The 18,205-nt window shown below is 43.6% G+C and carries 22 protein-coding genes, 1 riboswitch and 1 other annotated feature; of the genes, 13 read left to right on the top strand and 9 right to left on the bottom strand.

Annotated features, from left to right (window positions below):
- Positions 1-221: 221 nt before the first annotated feature.
- From CXM95_RS12040 to CXM95_RS12025, 4 genes are all read left to right on the top strand, one after another.
- Complete coding sequence (locus tag CXM95_RS12040) at positions 222-1,487, top strand: MFS transporter (RefSeq protein WP_008378903.1); 1,266 nt, start codon at positions 222-224, stop codon at positions 1,485-1,487.
- Positions 1,488-1,518: 31 nt separating this feature from the next.
- A complete protein-coding gene (locus CXM95_RS12035) occupies positions 1,519-1,701 on the top strand; it encodes a hypothetical protein (protein WP_005225550.1) in 183 nt (60 codons plus the stop codon).
- A 231-nt stretch (positions 1,702-1,932) separates the two neighbouring features.
- A riboswitch (THF riboswitch) is annotated at positions 1,933-2,034 on the top strand.
- A gap of 26 nt (positions 2,035-2,060) precedes the next feature.
- Positions 2,061-2,591: a folate family ECF transporter S component gene (locus tag CXM95_RS12030; protein ID WP_005234846.1), complete on the top strand. Its 531-nt coding sequence runs from the start codon at positions 2,061-2,063 to the stop codon at positions 2,589-2,591.
- Between the two features lie 130 nt (positions 2,592-2,721).
- The gene (locus CXM95_RS12025) at positions 2,722-3,948 is read left to right on the top strand and encodes a glycoside hydrolase family 3 protein (protein WP_035006661.1); all 1,227 of its coding nucleotides are present in this window, start codon (positions 2,722-2,724) and stop codon (positions 3,946-3,948) included.
- A 71-nt stretch (positions 3,949-4,019) separates the two neighbouring features.
- Here the strand turns inward: CXM95_RS12025 and CXM95_RS19195 are convergent, their stop codons facing one another.
- The 9 genes from CXM95_RS19195 to CXM95_RS11985 all read right to left on the bottom strand — a co-directional run bounded on the left by CXM95_RS19195 (position 4,020) and on the right by CXM95_RS11985 (position 8,857).
- Positions 4,020-4,283 carry an Rgg family transcriptional regulator gene (locus CXM95_RS19195; RefSeq protein WP_442778491.1) on the bottom strand — a complete coding sequence of 88 codons (264 nt, stop codon included), beginning with the start codon at positions 4,281-4,283 and terminating at the stop codon, positions 4,020-4,022.
- The gene (locus CXM95_RS12020) at positions 4,183-4,872 is read right to left on the bottom strand and encodes a helix-turn-helix domain-containing protein (RefSeq protein WP_233499050.1); all 690 of its coding nucleotides are present in this window, start codon (positions 4,870-4,872) and stop codon (positions 4,183-4,185) included. Before CXM95_RS12020 ends, CXM95_RS19195 begins: the two co-directional genes overlap by 101 nt.
- A gap of 404 nt (positions 4,873-5,276) precedes the next feature.
- A complete protein-coding gene (locus CXM95_RS12015) occupies positions 5,277-5,465 on the bottom strand; it encodes a hypothetical protein (RefSeq protein WP_005234854.1) in 189 nt (62 codons plus the stop codon).
- A gap of 228 nt (positions 5,466-5,693) precedes the next feature.
- A complete protein-coding gene (locus CXM95_RS12010) occupies positions 5,694-6,116 on the bottom strand; it encodes a VOC family protein (RefSeq protein WP_008378895.1) in 423 nt (140 codons plus the stop codon).
- Between the two features lie 103 nt (positions 6,117-6,219).
- Positions 6,220-6,804, bottom strand: coding sequence for an AAA family ATPase (locus tag CXM95_RS12005; RefSeq protein ID WP_008378893.1), 585 nt, complete (start codon positions 6,802-6,804; stop codon positions 6,220-6,222).
- 116 nt (positions 6,805-6,920) lie between these two features.
- A complete protein-coding gene (locus tag CXM95_RS12000) occupies positions 6,921-7,292 on the bottom strand; it encodes a hypothetical protein (protein WP_008378891.1) in 372 nt (123 codons plus the stop codon).
- A gap of 257 nt (positions 7,293-7,549) precedes the next feature.
- Positions 7,550-8,035 carry a tetratricopeptide repeat protein gene (locus CXM95_RS11995; protein WP_008378889.1) on the bottom strand — a complete coding sequence of 162 codons (486 nt, stop codon included), beginning with the start codon at positions 8,033-8,035 and terminating at the stop codon, positions 7,550-7,552.
- Between the two features lie 57 nt (positions 8,036-8,092).
- Positions 8,093-8,620, bottom strand: coding sequence for a GNAT family N-acetyltransferase (locus CXM95_RS11990; RefSeq protein WP_016613544.1), 528 nt, complete (start codon positions 8,618-8,620; stop codon positions 8,093-8,095).
- Positions 8,621-8,644: 24 nt separating this feature from the next.
- Entirely contained in the window at positions 8,645-8,857 is a 213-nt protein-coding gene (locus CXM95_RS11985; RefSeq protein ID WP_008378885.1) for a hypothetical protein, read from the bottom strand.
- Between the two features lie 720 nt (positions 8,858-9,577).
- Positions 9,578-9,631: a sequence feature (sodium ion sensor (DUF1646 type); this cis-regulatory element may regulate processes involved in with the transportation of sodium ions), on the top strand.
- Positions 9,632-9,742: 111 nt separating this feature from the next.
- Here CXM95_RS11985 and CXM95_RS11980 point away from each other — a divergent pair.
- Genes CXM95_RS11980 through CXM95_RS11940 form a run of 9 tightly spaced genes read left to right on the top strand, consistent with a single transcriptional unit; the run spans position 9,743 to position 18,161 of the window.
- A complete protein-coding gene (locus CXM95_RS11980; protein ID WP_008378883.1) occupies positions 9,743-10,075 on the top strand; it encodes a hypothetical protein in 333 nt (110 codons plus the stop codon).
- Positions 10,053-12,014 (top strand): V-type ATP synthase subunit I, encoded by a 1,962-nt coding sequence (locus CXM95_RS11975; protein WP_086296981.1) that lies wholly within the window; start codon positions 10,053-10,055, stop codon positions 12,012-12,014. Before CXM95_RS11980 ends, CXM95_RS11975 begins: the two co-directional genes overlap by 23 nt.
- Positions 12,011-12,481, top strand: coding sequence for a V-type ATP synthase subunit K (locus tag CXM95_RS11970; protein ID WP_005225567.1), 471 nt, complete (start codon positions 12,011-12,013; stop codon positions 12,479-12,481). The genes CXM95_RS11975 and CXM95_RS11970 overlap by 4 nt, the downstream gene beginning before the upstream one ends.
- 13 nt (positions 12,482-12,494) lie before the next feature.
- Entirely contained in the window at positions 12,495-13,079 is a 585-nt protein-coding gene (locus CXM95_RS11965) for a hypothetical protein (protein ID WP_086296979.1), read from the top strand.
- Positions 13,080-13,082: 3 nt separating this feature from the next.
- Entirely contained in the window at positions 13,083-14,069 is a 987-nt protein-coding gene (locus CXM95_RS11960) for a V-type ATPase subunit (RefSeq protein WP_086296977.1), read from the top strand.
- On the top strand, positions 14,059-14,367 hold the full coding sequence (locus CXM95_RS11955) for a V-type ATP synthase subunit F (RefSeq protein ID WP_005225570.1): 309 nt from the start codon (positions 14,059-14,061) through the stop codon (positions 14,365-14,367). The genes CXM95_RS11960 and CXM95_RS11955 overlap by 11 nt, the downstream gene beginning before the upstream one ends.
- Before the next feature lie 15 nt (positions 14,368-14,382).
- The gene (locus tag CXM95_RS11950; protein ID WP_086296975.1) at positions 14,383-16,170 is read left to right on the top strand and encodes a V-type ATP synthase subunit A; all 1,788 of its coding nucleotides are present in this window, start codon (positions 14,383-14,385) and stop codon (positions 16,168-16,170) included.
- On the top strand, positions 16,154-17,551 hold the full coding sequence (locus CXM95_RS11945; protein WP_061054381.1) for a V-type ATP synthase subunit B: 1,398 nt from the start codon (positions 16,154-16,156) through the stop codon (positions 17,549-17,551). The genes CXM95_RS11950 and CXM95_RS11945 overlap by 17 nt, the downstream gene beginning before the upstream one ends.
- Entirely contained in the window at positions 17,532-18,161 is a 630-nt protein-coding gene (locus CXM95_RS11940) for a V-type ATP synthase subunit D (RefSeq protein WP_008378868.1), read from the top strand. Before CXM95_RS11945 ends, CXM95_RS11940 begins: the two co-directional genes overlap by 20 nt.
- Positions 18,162-18,205: the final 44 nt, after the last annotated feature.

The raw sequence follows: 18,205 nt of genomic DNA, 5'->3' as shown, positions 1-18,205 counted from the left end.
CACGTTACTCCTTCACTTCATGCCAACCCAACATTTTCTGAAAAAAATCTGAAATTTCCTCTATTCATGCTTCATTAAAAGACATTTCTGGTGAAAAAGCAATAACAAATGTTAATGTTTCTTGTTAATGCTCTTTTTTAACAGCAAAAGCGCATTTCAAGCAGAGGAAGTTTCGGTATAGTAAAACGCATCACAGCACAAACAGGAGGAATGGAAGAAACATGTCAGATAGGGAAACCAATCAAGAAGGAGTCGTCAGCTCGACGCCGTCAACCAAAAATGAAAAACTATGGAACAAAGGGTTTATCACGATTACCTTGATCAATTTTATCGTCTTTCTCGTGTATTATTGTTTTGTCGTCATCACTGCGAAATTTGCCACTCAGGAGTTAGGGGCATCCACCGCACAAGCTGGCTTGGCAGCGGGGATCTACATTATCGGGACCTTGATCGCTCGCTTGTATGTTGGAAAAATTTTAGAATTAGTTGGTCGTAAAGCTGTTTTGCGCTGGGGGATATTGTTTTATGTCATTACCACCGCTGCTTATTTGGTCTCAGTCAACATTTATATTTTAGATACTGTGCGCTTTTTCAATGGCTTTGCTTATGGTGCTGTCTCAACAGCGGCTAATGCGATCGTCACAGCATATATCCCAGCTTCCAAACATGGCGAAGGGATCAATTACTATGGATTAAGTACCAGTTTAGCAGCGGCAGTCGGGCCTTTTATTGGCATGCTATTATTACCGACCGTCGGCTTTGATTTCATTATTTGGTTAGCAACCATCTTATCAATCGCAACAGCCATCGCGTGTTTCTGGTTCCCAGTCAAAAACATCCCATTAACAGAAGAACACAGAGCACAACTAAAAAAATGGTCCATCAAAAGTTTTGTCGAACCAAAAGTCTTTTTCATTTCCGGGATTGCCTTTTTGATCGGGTTGGCTTACTCCAGTGTTCTCGGCTTCTTGTCGATCTACGCCAGTGAGCTTGGGTTAGAAACGGCCGGTGCCTTTTTCTTCATCGTCTATGCACTTTCCGTGACTTTCACACGGCCAATGACTGGCAAACTATTTGACCGCCATGGCGCAGATGCGGTCATGTATCCTAGCTTTCTTTTCTTGACCCTTGGTCTTTTCCTATTGAGTATTACCGGCAACAGCTGGATGTTGTTGCTTGCGGGTTGCTTTGTCGGCTTGGGCTATGGCACCTTCATGTCGAATGGCCAAGCCGTTTGTCTAAAAGAGGTCGATCCTCACCGTGTCGGCGTAGCGCTCTCCACCTATTTCATCGGGCTGGACCTCGGCTTAGGCGTAGGTCCCTATGCATTAGGAAGCTTGCACGGTCTGTTTGATTACTCGCAGATCTACATCTTATGCGGACTGATCCCAGTCGTCGTTCTTGTTTTATACAAATTGTTTTATAAAACGAAACGCGCAGTTGCCGCCGTTGGTACTTTGAAGCAGCCAATCAACGAAGAAGAATGACCTCAACCATCACAAAAAGGAGTGTTTCACCATGGATAACAATCAATTGATTATTGAAGCATTGAACAAATTAGTGACGAACATCAACGAATTAAATGAAGAAATGCACGCTATGAAAGAGGTCACAGCAACGATGACCCATGAACAACTAGCTATCGATCATCAATTACGCGACATCAAATCGGTATTGATCAATGACAATCTGATTGGATAATTTGTCATAAAGCATGAAATGAAACAAGAAACAGAATGAACGCTTTTTTTGAGAATGTTTTTTGCTCACTTACTAGTGGCAGAAAAATTCACATAAGAAAAGCGTTTTTTTTTGATGCGCAAAAAAGAAAAGCGAACATTGGCAGATTTTGTACAAGAAAATAAGTAAGAAAAATTGTGGCAGTCCGCGCTTGTATGCTATAGTGTGTCTGGGTAGTAATACCTAATAAAAATCAGAGTAGGAAATAAAGCGTTAAGTGCTGAAAGGATGGGATGTTGCCTTTCGGACGAAGAACGGTCATTCGTTCGCGGTTTTATTTTCGCATTCGCTGCATGAATTTGTAGCAACTCTAAAAGGAGATGCTCGCTATGAAAAGAAAAGTCGATGCACACATGATTGCGGTCATGGGACTTTTGATTGCCTTAATGGTGGTCTTGTCGCAAATCTTGGGGTTTGAAACCTCCTATATCAAAATCACATTTTCCTTTGTACCACAGCTGATCATGGGTATGCTGTTTGGTCCGTTTTGGACCGCAGTTGGATCGTCATTAGCTGATATCGCAGGAATGGTGATTTTTCCAAAATCAGCCTACTTTTTCGGCTTTACCATCAATGCCTTTGTTGGTGGACTGATTTATGGCTACTTCTTCTATCGGAAAGAAGTCACATTAAAACGAGCGGCAACGGTCGTCTTGTTAAATACTATTTTGATAACCTTGATCTTAACTCCGATTTGGTTAGCTATGATGCTGAATATTCCTTTGACAAGCTGGGCCATCTGGTCGGTCCGCTTGCTAAAAGCAGTCATCATGTTCCCGATACAAACTGCGTTGATTTACATCGTAGGGCGTGCGGTACCATACAAACGGCTGATCCGACGGTTCGTTTAACGAGTAAAAAAGAACGATAACATCCATTGAAGTGAATCATCTGCGAATATTTCGTAAGTGGTTCACTTTTTTCTTTCTAAGGATGGGCTTAGTCATTCTCAATAACTTGTTTAGAGGGGAAGGTGAACCTATGAATAAAAAAGGACTCGCTATGGGACTGTTTCTTTTCTTGGTCTTAGCAGCAATGGGAGGGATGAAGTGGGTGATAGAACAGCAAAAACAGCAAACGGAGGAGTCATCCGTGATCCAGCAAAGCAGCTCGAGAGACGAAACAAAGGAAGAAAGCAGTGCAAGCCAAGAAACCACCTCAATTTCCACGTCACCTTCTGTTTCAACTTCCACGCAAGAACAGTCAGAAGAGGCAATAGAAGAAAAAATCGCCACGATGAGTTTGGAGGAGAAGGTCGGGCAATTGTTTTTTGTGCGTGTACCTGAAAGCAATCAAATCGAAGAACTTCAAAACTATCACTTTGGCGGCTATCTGTTATTCGGCCGTGATACCGAAAATGAGACGGCGGAGAGCTTGAAACAGAAAATTTCAGATTACCAAGCAGCCAGCGCCATTCCGCTGTTGATCGGTATGGATGAAGAAGGGGGCACGGTGACTCGCATCAGCCGCAATCCGAACCTTACGGATCAGCGTTTTCTCTCACCACAACAGCTATATGCCCAAGGTGGATGGTCGGCGATCGAAGAAGATACAGCAAAGAAAGCGGAAATTTTAAAAGCGTATGGCATCAATGCCGGGCTGTTTCCCGTTGCCGATGTTTCCACTGATCCGCAGTCCTTTATCTACGACCGAACCATTGGCATGGATGCGCAGGGCACGAGTGCGTTTGTAGAACGTGTGGTTCATGTTTTGCAGAAACACCACGTGGGGTCAACCTTGAAGCATTTTCCCGGCTATGGCAACAATCGTGACTCGCATGTCGCCATCGTCACCGATGACCGCCCGCTATCTGCACTGCGGGAAACGGATTTTCTGCCTTTTGCCGCAGGGATCAAGGCTGGTGCCGATAGTATTTTGGTGGCCCATACGATTGTCAATAGTATCGATAACACTGTACCCGCCTCTATTTCAAAACCCGTGCATGAGCTGCTCCGAAATGAATTGCATTTTGAAGGGGTCATCATGACGGATGACTTGGATATGGCAGGACTTTCTGAGTTCATTCCGCAAAATGAAGCCGCATTACAGGCGTTGCAGGCGGGAAATGATCTAGTGATCTCATCTACCTACCAAGAACAGATCCCCTTTGTCGTACAAGCGGTTGAAGATGGCCGCTATTTGGAAGCTGATTTGAATGCTTCCGTCAAACGAGTTTTGCTCTGGAAAGAAGCATTGCATTTACTTTAAGAAAAAATAAACCTGCTGTTTCCTCCGTGTAAGAGAGTCGTTCTCTTACTGAGAGGAAGCAGCAGGTTTTTTTAGATACTATGAGCCAGTACCTCTAATTCTTTGGCAAAGGCTTCTTGTCCAATAAATCGCAGATAGTCCAAGGCTTTTTCAATCGTGGCCATTCCCAGCGTACGATCTCCTTGGAACAAGGCGTAAATGCCTTCGAAATAACGAATCATCAGGCGGATACGATCATTGTCCGGCGGCAGGTGATCGGCTAGATACGTCAGCACATGCGCCAACTCGGCAGGTTTTTTGCGATCGATAAACAAGAAAGCCGCATTCGTCAGCAATTTTGTGTAGATTTGATAATTGATACTTAGCGTATTGCTGTAAAAAAATTTTTTTATTCAGGTGTTTCATTTGATACAAGATGTACTCGTCAGAAAAAAGGAAAAGCAGATTGGTAAATAAGGAGATTTCAAACTTTCCCCACGTGTCGATTCGTTCCAAGTATTTCTTGATGGTCGCTTCGATGATGCAACGTTCTTCCTCGTCGGTAACTACGCCTTTTTTCTCTAAAATCAAAAAGAATTGACTATACAATACATAATAGAAAAAATCCTTCGTGGTTTTATACAGTGCTTGGGCTTTGTTGATCAAAGAGAGTACTTCAGAATAATTGCTTTCATAGTAAGCGGTGGTCAACTGTTTGGATAGCTGTTTTTTCTCGCTGACTTGATTGTCATCCAAGCGATACTCAAATTCCTCTAAGGTGACATTTAAGCGGTCCAAATATTGGTGCAAAATATCAAAGGCGATGCGATGCCCTTTTTGTTCAAAGGTTGCCAGTGTACTGCGTTCTGAAATGTTCTCAACCAATTTTCGCTGTGAGATATTTCGTTCCGTTCGTAACTCTTTTAACAAGTCATTGGCCTTCAAAAAATCCCTCCTAAAAAAAGTGGACGGAAAAATAGTCCAAATATGTTACAGCTTTATTTTGCGGGTAAACTTGAAGAAAGTCAATTAAAGGAGGAGAAATGGATGTTTGATTTTTTTAGTTTTCCCTGGGAAGTTGTAGAACTAATGGCTAACGTTTTTTCTTTCTTCAAATAATCGATCCTTTGTGATTGGTTAGCAATTGATTTTTTAACAGGAAAAAAGTATAAGTGGTTTCACGTAATAAGTTACTGTTCATTCGCGCATTCAAACGCCCTCTCCCCAAACAGCTTACCCTGTCAAGGTGCGTAGGTTTGCCGAATCCCTTTTAAAAAAGGAGCAAACACAACAGCGAGTGATTGCTCTTTTTTTGTTGGTCAAAAAAACTGCATACGGCATCGCAACAGTCAGTTTTGCTTTTTCTTAAACATTGGTTCATTCGGATCAGAATAGTAATCAGGATTGAATTCATCATCGATCGATACCCCGAAAAGAGAAACGAGACTGGGAAGAAACCCAATCACGCCGAGGACGACGGCAACTGGAAGGTAGAATTTTTTACGCTTGTACCACGGAAGCTGCGATTTCTTTTCCATAGGAAATCCCCCTTTTCGCTTAGTGTAACATGTTCTGAGTTAGGTGTGTTAATAATTACCTTCAATACTTAAAAATATACTAAAGCGGTGTATTGGTACATCTGATGGGGCAAAAAGTTTCGCTAGGTAAATCTAGGAAAGGGTCGTTTTTTGTCATTGCTGCCAGAATCAAGTTTTTATATAAAAAAGGAACCGAGTAAGAAAGCAATTCTTCTTACTCGGTTCCTTTTATTGAAAATAATCCTTGGCTTGGTCCATCAAGGTTTGAAAGTCTGATTCGTTTTTTCTTATTGCCTCTGTTAGGGTAAACAAATAACCGTTGGGGTCTTTGATGGTCATTTCAAGGGCATTCCAAGGCTTTTCCATCAAAGGTTCCACGATCCACTTTGCGGGAATTTTCTGAGCGATATTCTGAAGATCATTCATCGCTACATTCAAAATTGCCCCATCGCCAACAGTGAACGCTTCTGCTGCAATCAGCATCAAATCTTGGTAGTCAGCAAGACGCAGGTGGTCCATCATCACTTGATTTTCTTGATTGCGAAACTGATACAATGACTGGAAACCCAAGATTTCTGTGAACCATTTCGATGATTGCACAATATCTTTTGTCTTCATTTGGTAAAACATTGGCATAACATAAACTTTCATTTTGACACCTCCTCTTGATTAGAGGATACCGCTTGACGCAGCGTCAAAGTCAATAGACATTTTCGTATTGAAGCAAAGCTTGATAATGGCGTTTCTTTGGCACTTAAGTCAAGGAAAAATGGGCAATAATTTTTTGACTCACTTCATCAGGTGACAAGTGGGTATTGTTGATTTTCAGCGAAGGAATCGTTGGGAAAAGGGTAGTTAATTCCTGTGGCAGGCTTTCTAAGCGATAGTTTTCATACGAAGACAAAAGCTCATTTCTAGAAAAAGCCAGCGCTCTTTTTGACGGCTTTGCGGCTAAACGGTCCTCATGGCAATTGCGCTTTAAACGTTCCTCAATATCAGCCACTAATTCGATAAAATAGACCTCTTGTCGGGCATCGGTAAATAGCTGGGCGATCTCTTGTAAAAAAGCTAAATCTCCCGCTTGATCGAAATCAATCAAGACCGTAAAGATGATTGATTTTGTCGTATTATTGGCTTCATTATGAACAAAGGCTTTGAAGAGTTCGATCCGCGTTTGATTAGACAAAGCAAATGCTGCTGGGCTATAGCCAAGAAAATTCGCAAATAGATCAATGGTCTGGTGATTGAATAATAGTTTTGCATCCAACCGTTTTTCCAGTTCTTTCCCCACAGTCATTTTTCCTACCGCTTGCGCGCCAATCAAGACGATCAATGACATCACAACACATCCTTTTTATCAATCGTAACAAAGGTGGGCTATCGTGTAAATCCGTTCTTAGAAAGAAACGATTGAGAAGCTTGATTTTTTATGTGGAAACCAAGGATGCTCTTTTTTTAGGTAAAAAGGAATGAGCGAAATTTCTCCGAGACAGGAAAAAAGATCATACAGCATAGTAGCACGGTTTGGAACAACAAAATGACTAGTAGATTGATCGTTTCAAATCGTGAATAAAGATAGAAGTGGATCAGCCATTCGAAGACATTGACAAAGACTAAATAAAGGTAGTGCGCTTTTTTGACCTTGCAGTTTTTCAACCAATAATAGCTTAAGTAATAATCCAGCAAGATCATCAATAATAGAAAAAGTTTGCTAAAAGCCGTCAGATTGTCATGCTGGGAGGCAAGTTTTTGAAAAAATAGCAAAAGTGTGGGTGTCGGAATATAAATAATCAATAAGGATAGAAAAAAATAGACAATAAAGGGCATAGTCATTCCTCCAAAATATTGATAAAAAAAGCATAGATAAATTAGCAAATTTGACAGTACTCGTCAATTGGTTTTGTTATCGAAATTTTCGATAATGGATGTTTGGTATTGATTGAAGGAAAAAGGACCATAGGAAAGTCGATGGCTATTGATTCAGCAAAGCGCTGATAGCGAAGGAGTAATTAAGGGACAGGAAAAAAGAAATACTCCCTTTCTTTAATCGAGAAGGGAGTGCTTGATTGATCCGACGGAAACATCTAACCCCATGTCTCATTGAGTTTATCCGCATAAAACAAAAGTGCCTGTCGGTAAGACTGGATGTCTGGATCGCTAGAGGTTTCGGCAAGCAGGGTCAATAATCGTTCAGCGGCTTGCTCATACTCGGCTAGATTAAACAGTGTCATGGCATAGAAGGTTTGCAAAGCATGATTTTTTGGAAACAGCTGTATCGCGTGTAAAAACACTTCTTCGGCTTTTTGATACTTGCCGAGGGCACGATAGGTGCTGCCTAGACCTAGGTAGGCATCTGGCAAGTCGTTTTCTGATAAACCTAACGCGATTGCTTGTTCATAATAAGGAATTGCCTGTTGTTCTTCCCCTAAAAGATCATAACTCCAAGCCGTTTGGTAGTGGACAAAGGCATCTTGGGGATTTTCGGCAGCTAATTGAATCAATTGTTCATTTGATTGTTGCAGCTTTTTTTCAGCCCGCAGTTGGATCGCAGCAGCTAGTCGTTCATTCATTGGTTCGAAGCTCCTTTTCAAATAGTAGAAAATGACACGGATAACTTGCGAGCCTAGCTAAGGGGAAAGATCAGCCCAGCTTTCACCTGCAAAGGAAAAACCGCATGCTTCATACAGCTTGTAGGCTGGCTGATTTTCAACCGTCACTACCAGATAAAGGTGAGTGAGTCCCATGGCTTTTGCTCGTTGGATCACTTCATTCATCATTAGCTTGGATAAGCCTTTGCCTTTAAAGGCTGCGCTCATAACAACAAATAATAGCAGGGGAAGCTCTTGAAACGTGCTGGTTACTACGGCACCGATAGGATAATTATCCATTTGCAACCGAAAAGAAAGCTCTGGACTCAAGGGACCGTATTTTCCGTCAGCAGTCTCTCTCAGCTCTCTTTGCCAGTCAGCAATCGATTCCCCTTCGTCATCCGTCGTTTCATGATAGGCCGAATAAAAAAGTTCTGCGACACTTCGAGAATCCGGGATAAAGGGGTCAAAAGAAAGGGCGGATTCTTGTAAAGCTTTGGGGGTATGTTGTAAGTCACAAGCCATAATGATTCGTTTCATAGAAGCACTCCTCTCTGCTCGTTTCATTTATTATAGCAGAGCAAAGCTTTCTCAAGATCGTTTTTTTCTAATGAAAGCCCAGATACAACGAATTCCTTCGTAGATTGCAGTAAAGACAGCAACCAGAAACAAAAACGACATGTAATGGATCAAAAAAGCCAGTTGAAACCACAAGCCATAGACCATCGGCAGGACGACGAGCAAACAAATTCCTAATTCGATGTTTCGCTTTCTTCTTATTTGAAACCAACGTTCATCTGACATCCTTTTTTCCTCCTGTTCATTCTTTACACACGCTCTCGGATAAATATCCATCTTTTTATAAAATATTCAATATAGTTGCGATATTTTGATTAAAAACTAGAAAATTAGTTTATTTTTTGGTAATCTTGAAGATAAGATTAGAAATAGCTGTTGTTTTTTATTTTGACTTATTATCCCACGAAAGACAAGGTGAGCTCAATGGAAAGAAAACCGATGTATTTAAAAAATGGGCTTCCCCTAACAATGGAGCCCGGTAAGATTTATACATGCCTTTACCGAGGCGGTTATTTCATTTGTGAAGAAAAGGGCCAACCGCTGCCATCGATAAAAAGAGAAGCGAAATAAGCGAACTTCTCACTTAAGATTTGTCAGGGATCGAACGGGTTGTTGGAATTGTTATCTCCTTTTTGGTACCAATCAAATGATGTCTAGCATTTTCAAAAAATCTCAACGTTCTTCATTCAGACCATTCTAAGGCTTAAATTGATTTTGACCGATTTCAATTTAGTAAGAACAATCCGATCACTGACAAATGTTAGGTGAAAAGTCCCCAAGAGACTGAACGAATAGTAATGGTTATTCGGACAGCCAAGAGCAGTGGAATTACGAGCGAACATACAATAGTAGAAATCGTCTTTTTCTCATAAAAAACGATTCTACTTGAAGGGAACATTTTTTTTTGCTATAATAGTTCAGGAATTGAAAAATAAAATAGACAAAGGTTGAGCATTTTTTATGCTTCAAGGATCAGGTTTGCCAAGGGGTGAGGCAAACATTCTTGGAGGAATGCTGGCCTTTTTTTGTTATCAGCATACTTCTTCGTGAGGTATGCTTTTTTTGTTTATTTTTCAGTTGAGAATATAAATCACTATGGGAGGGAAATCGATGAGAGAAGCTTTGACTCGTTTACGAGAAGCAGAAGAAGCCAATGAACAGCAATTGCTCGCTTTGAAAAAAGAACTGCAGTCGGAAGAAGCGCAGCAGCAACAAGCATTGCAAGAGCGGGCTTCCGCTTTGGAAGAAGCCCTTGCTCAGGAACAAGCAACAGTCGAAGACCAGTTGCAACAGTCACTAGAAGCACAAAAGCAGCAGCTGGCAAAAGAGACCCAGCAAGTGTTAGATCGTTACCAAAAAAATATGCAAAGCTTCCAAGAGCAAGCGGTTCAACAGATCGTTGAAGGAGTGATCGGAACTTATGGCAGTAACCAAACTAAATAAACTAACGTTGATCACCCCGAAGCACTACCAAGAAAGGGTATTGACGAAGCTGCAAACGATGCAGTTTGTTGAAATCGAGAACGTATTTGAGCAGGAAGCGAACGAAACTTGGCTACGGGAATTTTTTGCAGGAGCCACCCCAGAAGGTGCTTCTCACCAACCAATGATTCGTCGACTGCAAGAAGCAATCCGCTTTATTCGCCAAAATGGTGATGCGAAAAAAGGCATAGAATGGCAACGAGATGCCTTGCGGCTGTCGGACTTTGAAACAAGCTTCGATGAAGCAGCAGCATTGACGGAGCTGGTTGAAGTCGAGAATTTGCAAGAGCGCTGGGTAGAGACGATCGAAGCGATCGAAGCAGCGACGCAGACGGAAGAATGGGCGACACAGTGGCAAAATCTTGACGTGCCGTTGGAGATCGAAGCACCTGCTCATACAAGTTTTTTTGCTGGGCGTGTCGAAGGCCCACGCTGGGAAGATCTAGCTGAAGCCTTGCGACAATTGGAAGAGGTTCATATCGAAGTGATCTATTCTGAGCCAAAAAAAGTCAATTTCAGCTGCCTATTTTTAGCAGCGATCGAAGAGCAAGTGTTCCAATTGTTTCACCGATATGGGGTGAAGAAAGAAACCGGTCGAACATCCGAATCACCAAAAGTGGTTTTGCAAAACGCGAAACAAGCGTTGACTTCCTTGACCCAGCAGCGCAAAGAACTGATTACAGAAATCAGTCAGCACAAACAACGGCTGATCCTGTTACAGCAAGCGGAAGAACTGTTTTTGACTCGTGAGAATCGAGCAATGATGCAGCAGCGCTTAGCAGCTGGTCAGACCTTTGCCCTCTTGCGCGGCTGGATCGCAGAAAAGGATCAACCGTTAGTGGCGGAAATGGTCCAAGAATCCTTTGCCAACGAGATTTACTATTCGTTTGAAGAACCCACTGCAGAGGAGATTGCTGCCAATCAAGTGCCAACGAAGCTAAAAAACGCCTCGTTTATTCAACCCTTTGAAATGTTGACGGAGATGTACAGCCTGCCAAAATACGATGAGATCGATCCAACCCCATGGATGACGCCCTTTTACTATGTTTTCTTTGGTATGATGGTGGCTGACTTAGGTTATGGTGCATTAATGGCTGTAGCGACCACGATCGGGCTGCACGCCATGCGTTTGCCCAAAGGGACCAAACGGTTTCTGAAATTGTTCCAGATTTTGTCCGTGCCAACTATGATTTGGGGCGCAGTCTACGGCTCTTTCTTTGGCGCTACATTGCCCTTCCAACTTTTATCACCCTCCGAAGATTTTATGGCGATCTTTGGTCTATCCATGATTTTTGGTGGGATCCAACTGTTTACAGGCCTTTATTTAGCAGCCAAAGAAAATATCCGCAAAAAGGATCTTTTAGGTGCAGTCAACGATGGCTTTGCGTGGCTAGGACTTTTGAGTGGTCTTTTAGTGGCAGCCGCAGGCAATCTTTTGATCGATGTCCCAGCACTAACAACCGTCGGCTTGATTTTAGCAGGCTTTAGTGCCTTATTGATCATCGTGGTACCGATTCTGAAAGGGAAAACCAAAGTGGGCGGCTTCTTTTTAGGGTTGTATGACTTGTACGGTGTGACCAGTTACATCGGCGACTTTGTCAGCTACAGCCGCTTGATGGCATTAGGGATCTCCGGTGGGAGTATCGCAGCAGCTTTCAACTTATTGGTGGGCTACTTGCCGCCAGCCGCTCGTTTTTCTGTAGGCATTCTCTTATTGGTTGTCCTACAAGCTTTAAACATCTTTTTATCGTTACTGAGTGCATATGTGCATGCCGCACGTTTACAATATGTAGAGTTTTTCGGAAAATTTTTCACTGGTGGGGGGCGCCAATTTGAAACCTTCAAGCCAAGTGAGAAATACGTTGATTTTGATAAAGAAAATGGAGGAGACAATAAATGATTGATTACTTAATTAATAATAATGGTGGTATGGTGTTTGCAATTATCGGAATGGGGATCGCTACGATCTTTTCTGGGATCGGTTCAGCCAAAGGGGTGGGCCAAACTGGTGAAGCAGCGGCAGCCTTAACGACGAATCAGCCGGAGAAGTTTGGACAAGCCTTGATTTTACAATTGCTTCCCGGAACGCAAGGACTATACGGATTCGTTATTGCGTTTATGATCTATGGTAGCTTAAGTGGTGAAATGTCGACAGTGACTGGTATGGCGTACTTGATGGCATCACTGCCAGTTGCCTTTACTGGCTTATTCTCAGGAATGGCCCAAGGGAAGGTCGCTGCAGCTGGGATTCAAATTTTAGCGAAGAAACCAGAGCATTTCTTTAAAGGGGTCATGTTCTCAGTAATGGTTGAGATGTATGCCATCTTAGGCTTTGTTATTTCTTTCTTACTTTTAGGAACGATTTAAAGGGGGCGAAGGTATGGATGCAATCGACAAAATGATTGCTGAACTAGACCAAGAAGCGCAGACAAAACGGGAACGTTTGGCTGCCGCTGAACGTGCTAGGATCAGTGAAACGATGGCACGTGACTGGGCGAAAAAAGAGTCGGACTTGCAGCTTCGTGCCCAGCAAGCAAAAAAGCAAGCCGAAAAACATTATCAGCAAGCGCTGAATCGCCAAGCAAGTGCCGCTAAGCAGCAGCAAATGGTGAAACAAAACGAATACCTGACACAACTTTTTGAGCAAGCGTATCAACAAATGGTTGCCTGGACGCCAGAAGAGCTGCAGTCATTTGCTGAAAATGTGCTGCAACAGCTGCCGATCAGTGGGACGGTGACCTTCCACGCTGGTCCTGAGCAAGCAGCCCATCTAGATGCCGCTTGGCTTACGTCTTGTCAATCAAAACTACCGTATCAAATCAAAGCAGGCGCACCATTGTCAGAAGCAGGCTTTTTGGTGGATGACAACGGCATTCAATACAATTTTACCTATCAAGTATTGCTTGATGAATACAAGAAAGAAACCCGGGAACGGTGGTTGCAGATCATACAACAAGGAGGTTGATCCATGAGGAACTATCATCAATTGAATCCAATCATTCGGCTGAAAGAGATGACGTTGTTAAAGTCGCAAGAAGTCGAGCAAATGATTGCAGCAAAAGGGTTTGCTGAAGTCGAAGCTGTCTTGCAGCAGACCCATTATCAACGCTATTTGAAGCCAGATTTTCATGAACGATTCGAAACCTATCTCGATGAAGAATTGTTAAAGACGATCAAAGAATTGGCCGAGCTGGTTCCTGATCAAGAGGTCCTCCGACTGTATATGATGCCTTTTACTTTCCATAATCTAAAAGTCTTGACCAAAGAGTCAGTCACTGGAAAAGATTATGATCATCTACTGATCGAAGATGGTTTTTACACGATCGATGAGTGTCGGACCGCCATCAAAACGGGAACCTCAGAGGTATTGCCTGAGAAAATCGTGACTACGATCCAAGAGGTGCGGGAGTACTTAGAAGGCGGCGCCGTGCTGCAAGGCATCGATATCATTTACGATCGCCGGTATTTACATGAACAACGGCGACTGGCAGATGAAATCAAGATCCCTGAGCTACAAGAAGCTGTCATCAAGATGATCGATCTGACCAATATGACGATCGCCGCTCGTTGTGTACTTCAAAAACGATCGCGCAGTTTTATGGAGGCAGTCCTAGTGAGTGTCGGCAGTATCCCGAAAGAAGAATTTTTAGCGTTTGCGGATGCGTCCTATAGCGACTTTTTAGCCTTCTTATTAGAAAGTGATTATCAGGAAGTGTTGCGGCCTTTGATTCATGAACAGGTGATCGACTTTGCTGGCTTGGCACTTTTACAAGACAATTTGATCACAGAAAGCTATGGTCAAGCTCAAACGGATGCTTTAGGACCACTGCCTTTACTCGTATTTTTGAATGCTAAGGTTTTGGAACTGCAAAATCTGCGTATCTTGCTGGTAGGCAAACGCAGCGGCTTTACGGAAGAACAAATCAGAGAAAGGATGCGGCACTATGACTCATAAAATCGGCGTGATCGGCGAGAAAGAATCCGTAATTCCTTTTCAACTATTTGGCTTTCAGGTCTGCTATGCCTCGGAAGAAAAAGAAGTGAAGCAGGCGCTGGCAAAATTAATGAAGAACAGTACGATCATCTACCTGACTGAAAAATGTGCCGAGCTGATTCCCGATGAATTAGCAAAAGTCCAACAAAAAATGACACCTGCAGTCATCTTGATTCCTGATTACGATGGTTCCCGAGGAATCGGCAAACGAATGATTCAAGAAAATGTCGAAAAAGCAGTTGGGCAAAACATACTATAGAGAGGAGCCGATGTTGTGGAAAAAGGAACAATTATTAAAGTATCCGGTCCATTGGTGTTAGCCAAAAATATGGGCCATGCAAGTTTAGAAGATATCTGTTATGTAGGAGATTTAGGCGTGGTCGGTGAGATCATCGAAATGCGCGGCGACGTCGCTTCGATCCAAGTCTATGAAGAAACGTCCGGGATCGGACCTGGTGAACCAGTCGAAACCACCGGTGAACCGCTATCCGTAGAATTGGCGCCTGGGATCATGTCACAAATGTTTGATGGCATCCAACGTCCCTTAGAAACCTTCATGTCTGTCACCCAAAGCAACTTCTTGACGCGTGGGGTGCAATTGCCTGCGTTGGATCATGAGAAAAAGTGGCCTTTTGTACCGACCGTGGAAGTCGGCGCGGCAGTCAGTACCGGGATGGTCATCGGCACCGTGCAAGAAACACCGTTGATCAATCACAAGATCATGGTTCCTCATGGCGTTTCAGGAACAGTCAAGGCTGTTTATGCGGGGGAATTTACGATCGATGAAACGATTTATATTTTAGATACCCCCAAAGGAGAACGGTCTTTCACGATGCTGCAAAAATGGCCCGTTCGTCATAGTCGTCCTGTAAAGCAAAAACTGAATCCAGTCGAACCAATGATTACAGGCCAGCGAGTGATCGACACCTTCTTTCCAATCGCTAAAGGCGGGGCGTCAGCCGTTCCAGGACCTTTTGGTGCAGGGAAGACTGTCGTTCAGCACCAAATCGCCAAATGGGCGGATGTCGACCTAGTCGTCTATGTCGGCTGCGGCGAACGCGGCAATGAAATGACCGATGTAATGAACGAGTTCCCAGAGTTGATCGACCCTCGCAGTGGTGAATCTTTAATGGCGAGAACCGTGTTGATCGCTAACACCTCCAATATGCCGGTAGCCGCTCGGGAAGCGTCGATTTATACTGGGATCACGATTGCGGAATACTTCCGAGACATGGGGTATTCCGTGGCGATCATGGCGGATTCCACCTCACGTTGGGCAGAAGCACTGCGGGAAATGTCTGGTCGTCTGGAAGAAATGCCCGGGGATGAAGGGTATCCGGCTTACTTAGGCAGCCGCTTGGCAGAGTATTATGAGCGTTCTGGAAAAGCGATTTGCTTAGGTTCTGATCAAGAAGGCAGCATCACTGCCATCAGCGCTGTTTCACCATCAGGCGGTGATATTTCAGAACCAGTTACCCAAAATACGTTGCGGGTCGTTAAAGTCTTTTGGGGCTTAGATGCCACCTTAGCGCAAAAGCGTCATTTTCCATCGATCGATTGGTTGAAGAGCTATTCTTTATACGAAAACGAATTGGGTGCCTTTTTGGACCAACAAATGCAAGTAGATTGGTCCAAACAAGTAACAGAAGCCATGCGGATGCTGCAAAAAGAATCTGAGTTGTCAGAGATCGTTCGACTTGTCGGCATCGACGCTTTATCCGAAAAAGATCAGTTATTGCTGGAAACCACCAAGTCTTTGCGAGAAGATTTCTTGCAGCAAAACGCTTTTGACGACGTTGATACGTTTACCTCTCGTGAAAAGCAGTTCAAAATGCTGGAAACGATCTTGCTGCTCCACAAAGAAGCGGAAGATGCGTTGACACTAGGTGCGTATCTTTCAGAAATCTATGTAGGGACCGAAGAATTGCGAGACAAAGTGGCACGTATGAAGTACCTGCCTGAAGCAGAATTAGCAAAAATTCCTGCTTTGCATCAAGAGATCAAAGCAACGATGAAAGAAATTTTACAGAAAGGAGACCGCACTGATGATCAAGGAATATAAAACGATTGGAGAAGTCGTCGGACCATTGATGGCCGTCGATCGCGTCTCCGGTGTCAAATACGAAGAGTTGATCGAAGTCCGCATGCAAAACGGCGAAACGCGGCAAGGACAAGTACTTGAGATCCAAGAAGACAAAGCGTTGGTCCAAATTTTTGAAGGAACCGGCGGGATCAATTTGCGGGAATCTGCGGTCCGCTTTTTAGGACATCCTTTGGAATTAGGCGTTTCCGAGCAAATGATCGGGCGAGTCTTTGACGGCTTAGGTCGGGTCAAAGATGGCGGAGTAGAGATCGTTCCAGAAAAATTTATGGACATCAACGGCGAAGTGATTAATCCAGCAGCGCGGGATTATCCTGATGAGTTTATTCAAACGGGGATCTCATCGATCGACCACTTGAATACGCTCGTTCGGGGACAAAAGCTACCGATTTTTTCTGGATCTGGTCTGCCTCATAAAGAATTGGCTTCGCAAATTGCGCGTCAAGCACAAGTGTTGAATTCAGAAGATGATTTCGCTGTTGTGTTTGCTGGCATCGGGATCACCTTTGAAGAAGCTGAATATTTCATGGAAGATTTTCGTCAAACGGGCGCCATCGACCATTCTGTCGTCTTTATGAATCTAGCCAATGACCCAGCGATCGAGCGGATCGCTACTCCCCGAATGGCACTGACGGCGGCCGAATACTTGGCTTATGAAAAGGGCATGCATGTCTTGGTGATCATGACGGATATGACCAACTACTGTGAAGCTTTGCGGGAGATCTCCTCTGCTCGTCGTGAAGTGCCAGGACGTCGCGGCTATCCTGGGTATCTATATACCAATCTATCCACGTTATATGAACGTGCTGGACGGATTCGCGGCTTGAAAGGTTCAGTGACCCAGCTGCCGATTTTGACCATGCCAGAAGATGACAAAACCCATCCGATTCCCGATTTGACCGGCTATATCACCGAAGGACAAATCATCTTGTCTCGTGATTTGTATAAAAACGGCATCCAGCCGCCCATCGATGTCTTGCCGTCATTGTCACGGTTAAAAGATAAAGGGACCGGCGAAGGCAAGACACGCAAAGACCATGCCGCAACGATGAACCAGTTGTTTTCTGCGTATGCTCAAGGAAAGCAAGCCAAGGAATTGGCAGTCGTTTTAGGAGAATCGGCATTGTCGGAAGTAGATAAAACCTATGCCAAATTTGCAGAACGCTTCGAAAATGAATACTTGAACCAAGGGTACCGCACCAACCGTTCGATTATCGAAACCTTGGAATTAGGGTGGGACTTGTTGGCGATGCTGCCAAAAGTCGAACTGAAGCGGATCAGCGATGCCTTACTGGCGGAATACTTACCGGGAGAGGAGAACAATGGCGCAAAAAACCGTTAATCCAACCCGCATGGAGCTGTCGCGCCTCAGCAAACAATTGGCGACAGCCAAACGCGGACATAAATTATTAAAAGACAAACAAGACGAACTCATGCGTCAATTTATTGAATTGATCAAAAAGAATGACCACTTGCGTAAAGAAGTAGAAGAACAATTGCAGCGTGCCATGAAGGCATTTCGCTTAGCCAATGCCACGATCAATGAAAAATACATTGAAGAAATGTTTATTTTACCAGCAACTGAGGTCTCCCTTGAGTTATCCACGAAAAATATCATGAGTGTGGAAGTGCCAGTGATGCATTTTGATTATGACGATACGGTGATGCAAGCGCCGATCGAATATGGCTTTTTGAATTCCAATGTTCCGTTAGATAATGCGGTCGCCCGTTTTACCGACGCCATGCCGAAGCTGTTGGAGCTAACGGAAATCGAAAAGACCTGTCAATTGATGGCAGGGGAAATCGAACGTACTCGCCGACGCGTCAATGCCCTAGAATATTTGACGATTCCCGAGCTGGAAGAAGCCATTTATGGAATCAAAATGCGGCTGGAAGAAAATGAACGAGCAAACGTAACAAGAATGATCAAAGTGAAGAATAAATCAAAATAAAATGGTATGATAAGTGAAAAACAACTGCAATAAACTAGGATTAC

The organism is Enterococcus sp. CR-Ec1, assembly GCF_002850555.1.
GTDB lineage: Bacteria > Bacillota > Bacilli > Lactobacillales > Enterococcaceae > Enterococcus_D > Enterococcus_D entomosocium.
The sequence above is the reverse complement of the archived record's forward strand: the minus strand, read 5'-3'. Positions and strand labels throughout refer to the sequence as shown.

Coding starts and splice junctions, on each gene's coding strand:
- CXM95_RS12040 (WP_008378903.1), top strand. CDS start 222: ATGTCAGATAGGGAAACCAATCAAGAAGGAGTCGTCAGCTCGACGCCG.
- CXM95_RS12035 (WP_005225550.1), top strand. CDS start 1,519: ATGGATAACAATCAATTGATTATTGAAGCATTGAACAAATTAGTGACG.
- CXM95_RS12030 (WP_005234846.1), top strand. CDS start 2,061: ATGCTCGCTATGAAAAGAAAAGTCGATGCACACATGATTGCGGTCATG.
- CXM95_RS12025 (WP_035006661.1), top strand. CDS start 2,722: ATGAATAAAAAAGGACTCGCTATGGGACTGTTTCTTTTCTTGGTCTTA.
- CXM95_RS12015 (WP_005234854.1), bottom strand. CDS start 5,465: ATGGAAAAGAAATCGCAGCTTCCGTGGTACAAGCGTAAAAAATTCTAC.
- CXM95_RS12010 (WP_008378895.1), bottom strand. CDS start 6,116: ATGAAAGTTTATGTTATGCCAATGTTTTACCAAATGAAGACAAAAGAT.
- CXM95_RS12005 (WP_008378893.1), bottom strand. CDS start 6,804: ATGTCATTGATCGTCTTGATTGGCGCGCAAGCGGTAGGAAAAATGACT.
- CXM95_RS12000 (WP_008378891.1), bottom strand. CDS start 7,292: ATGCCCTTTATTGTCTATTTTTTTCTATCCTTATTGATTATTTATATT.
- CXM95_RS11995 (WP_008378889.1), bottom strand. CDS start 8,035: ATGAATGAACGACTAGCTGCTGCGATCCAACTGCGGGCTGAAAAAAAG.
- CXM95_RS11990 (WP_016613544.1), bottom strand. CDS start 8,620: ATGAAACGAGCAGAGAGGAGTGCTTCTATGAAACGAATCATTATGGCT.
- CXM95_RS11985 (WP_008378885.1), bottom strand. CDS start 8,857: ATGTCAGATGAACGTTGGTTTCAAATAAGAAGAAAGCGAAACATCGAA.
- CXM95_RS11980 (WP_008378883.1), top strand. CDS start 9,743: ATGAGAGAAGCTTTGACTCGTTTACGAGAAGCAGAAGAAGCCAATGAA.
- CXM95_RS11975 (WP_086296981.1), top strand. CDS start 10,053: ATGGCAGTAACCAAACTAAATAAACTAACGTTGATCACCCCGAAGCAC.
- CXM95_RS11970 (WP_005225567.1), top strand. CDS start 12,011: ATGATTGATTACTTAATTAATAATAATGGTGGTATGGTGTTTGCAATT.
- CXM95_RS11965 (WP_086296979.1), top strand. CDS start 12,495: ATGGATGCAATCGACAAAATGATTGCTGAACTAGACCAAGAAGCGCAG.
- CXM95_RS11960 (WP_086296977.1), top strand. CDS start 13,083: ATGAGGAACTATCATCAATTGAATCCAATCATTCGGCTGAAAGAGATG.
- CXM95_RS11955 (WP_005225570.1), top strand. CDS start 14,059: ATGACTCATAAAATCGGCGTGATCGGCGAGAAAGAATCCGTAATTCCT.
- CXM95_RS11945 (WP_061054381.1), top strand. CDS start 16,154: ATGATCAAGGAATATAAAACGATTGGAGAAGTCGTCGGACCATTGATG.
- CXM95_RS11940 (WP_008378868.1), top strand. CDS start 17,532: ATGGCGCAAAAAACCGTTAATCCAACCCGCATGGAGCTGTCGCGCCTC.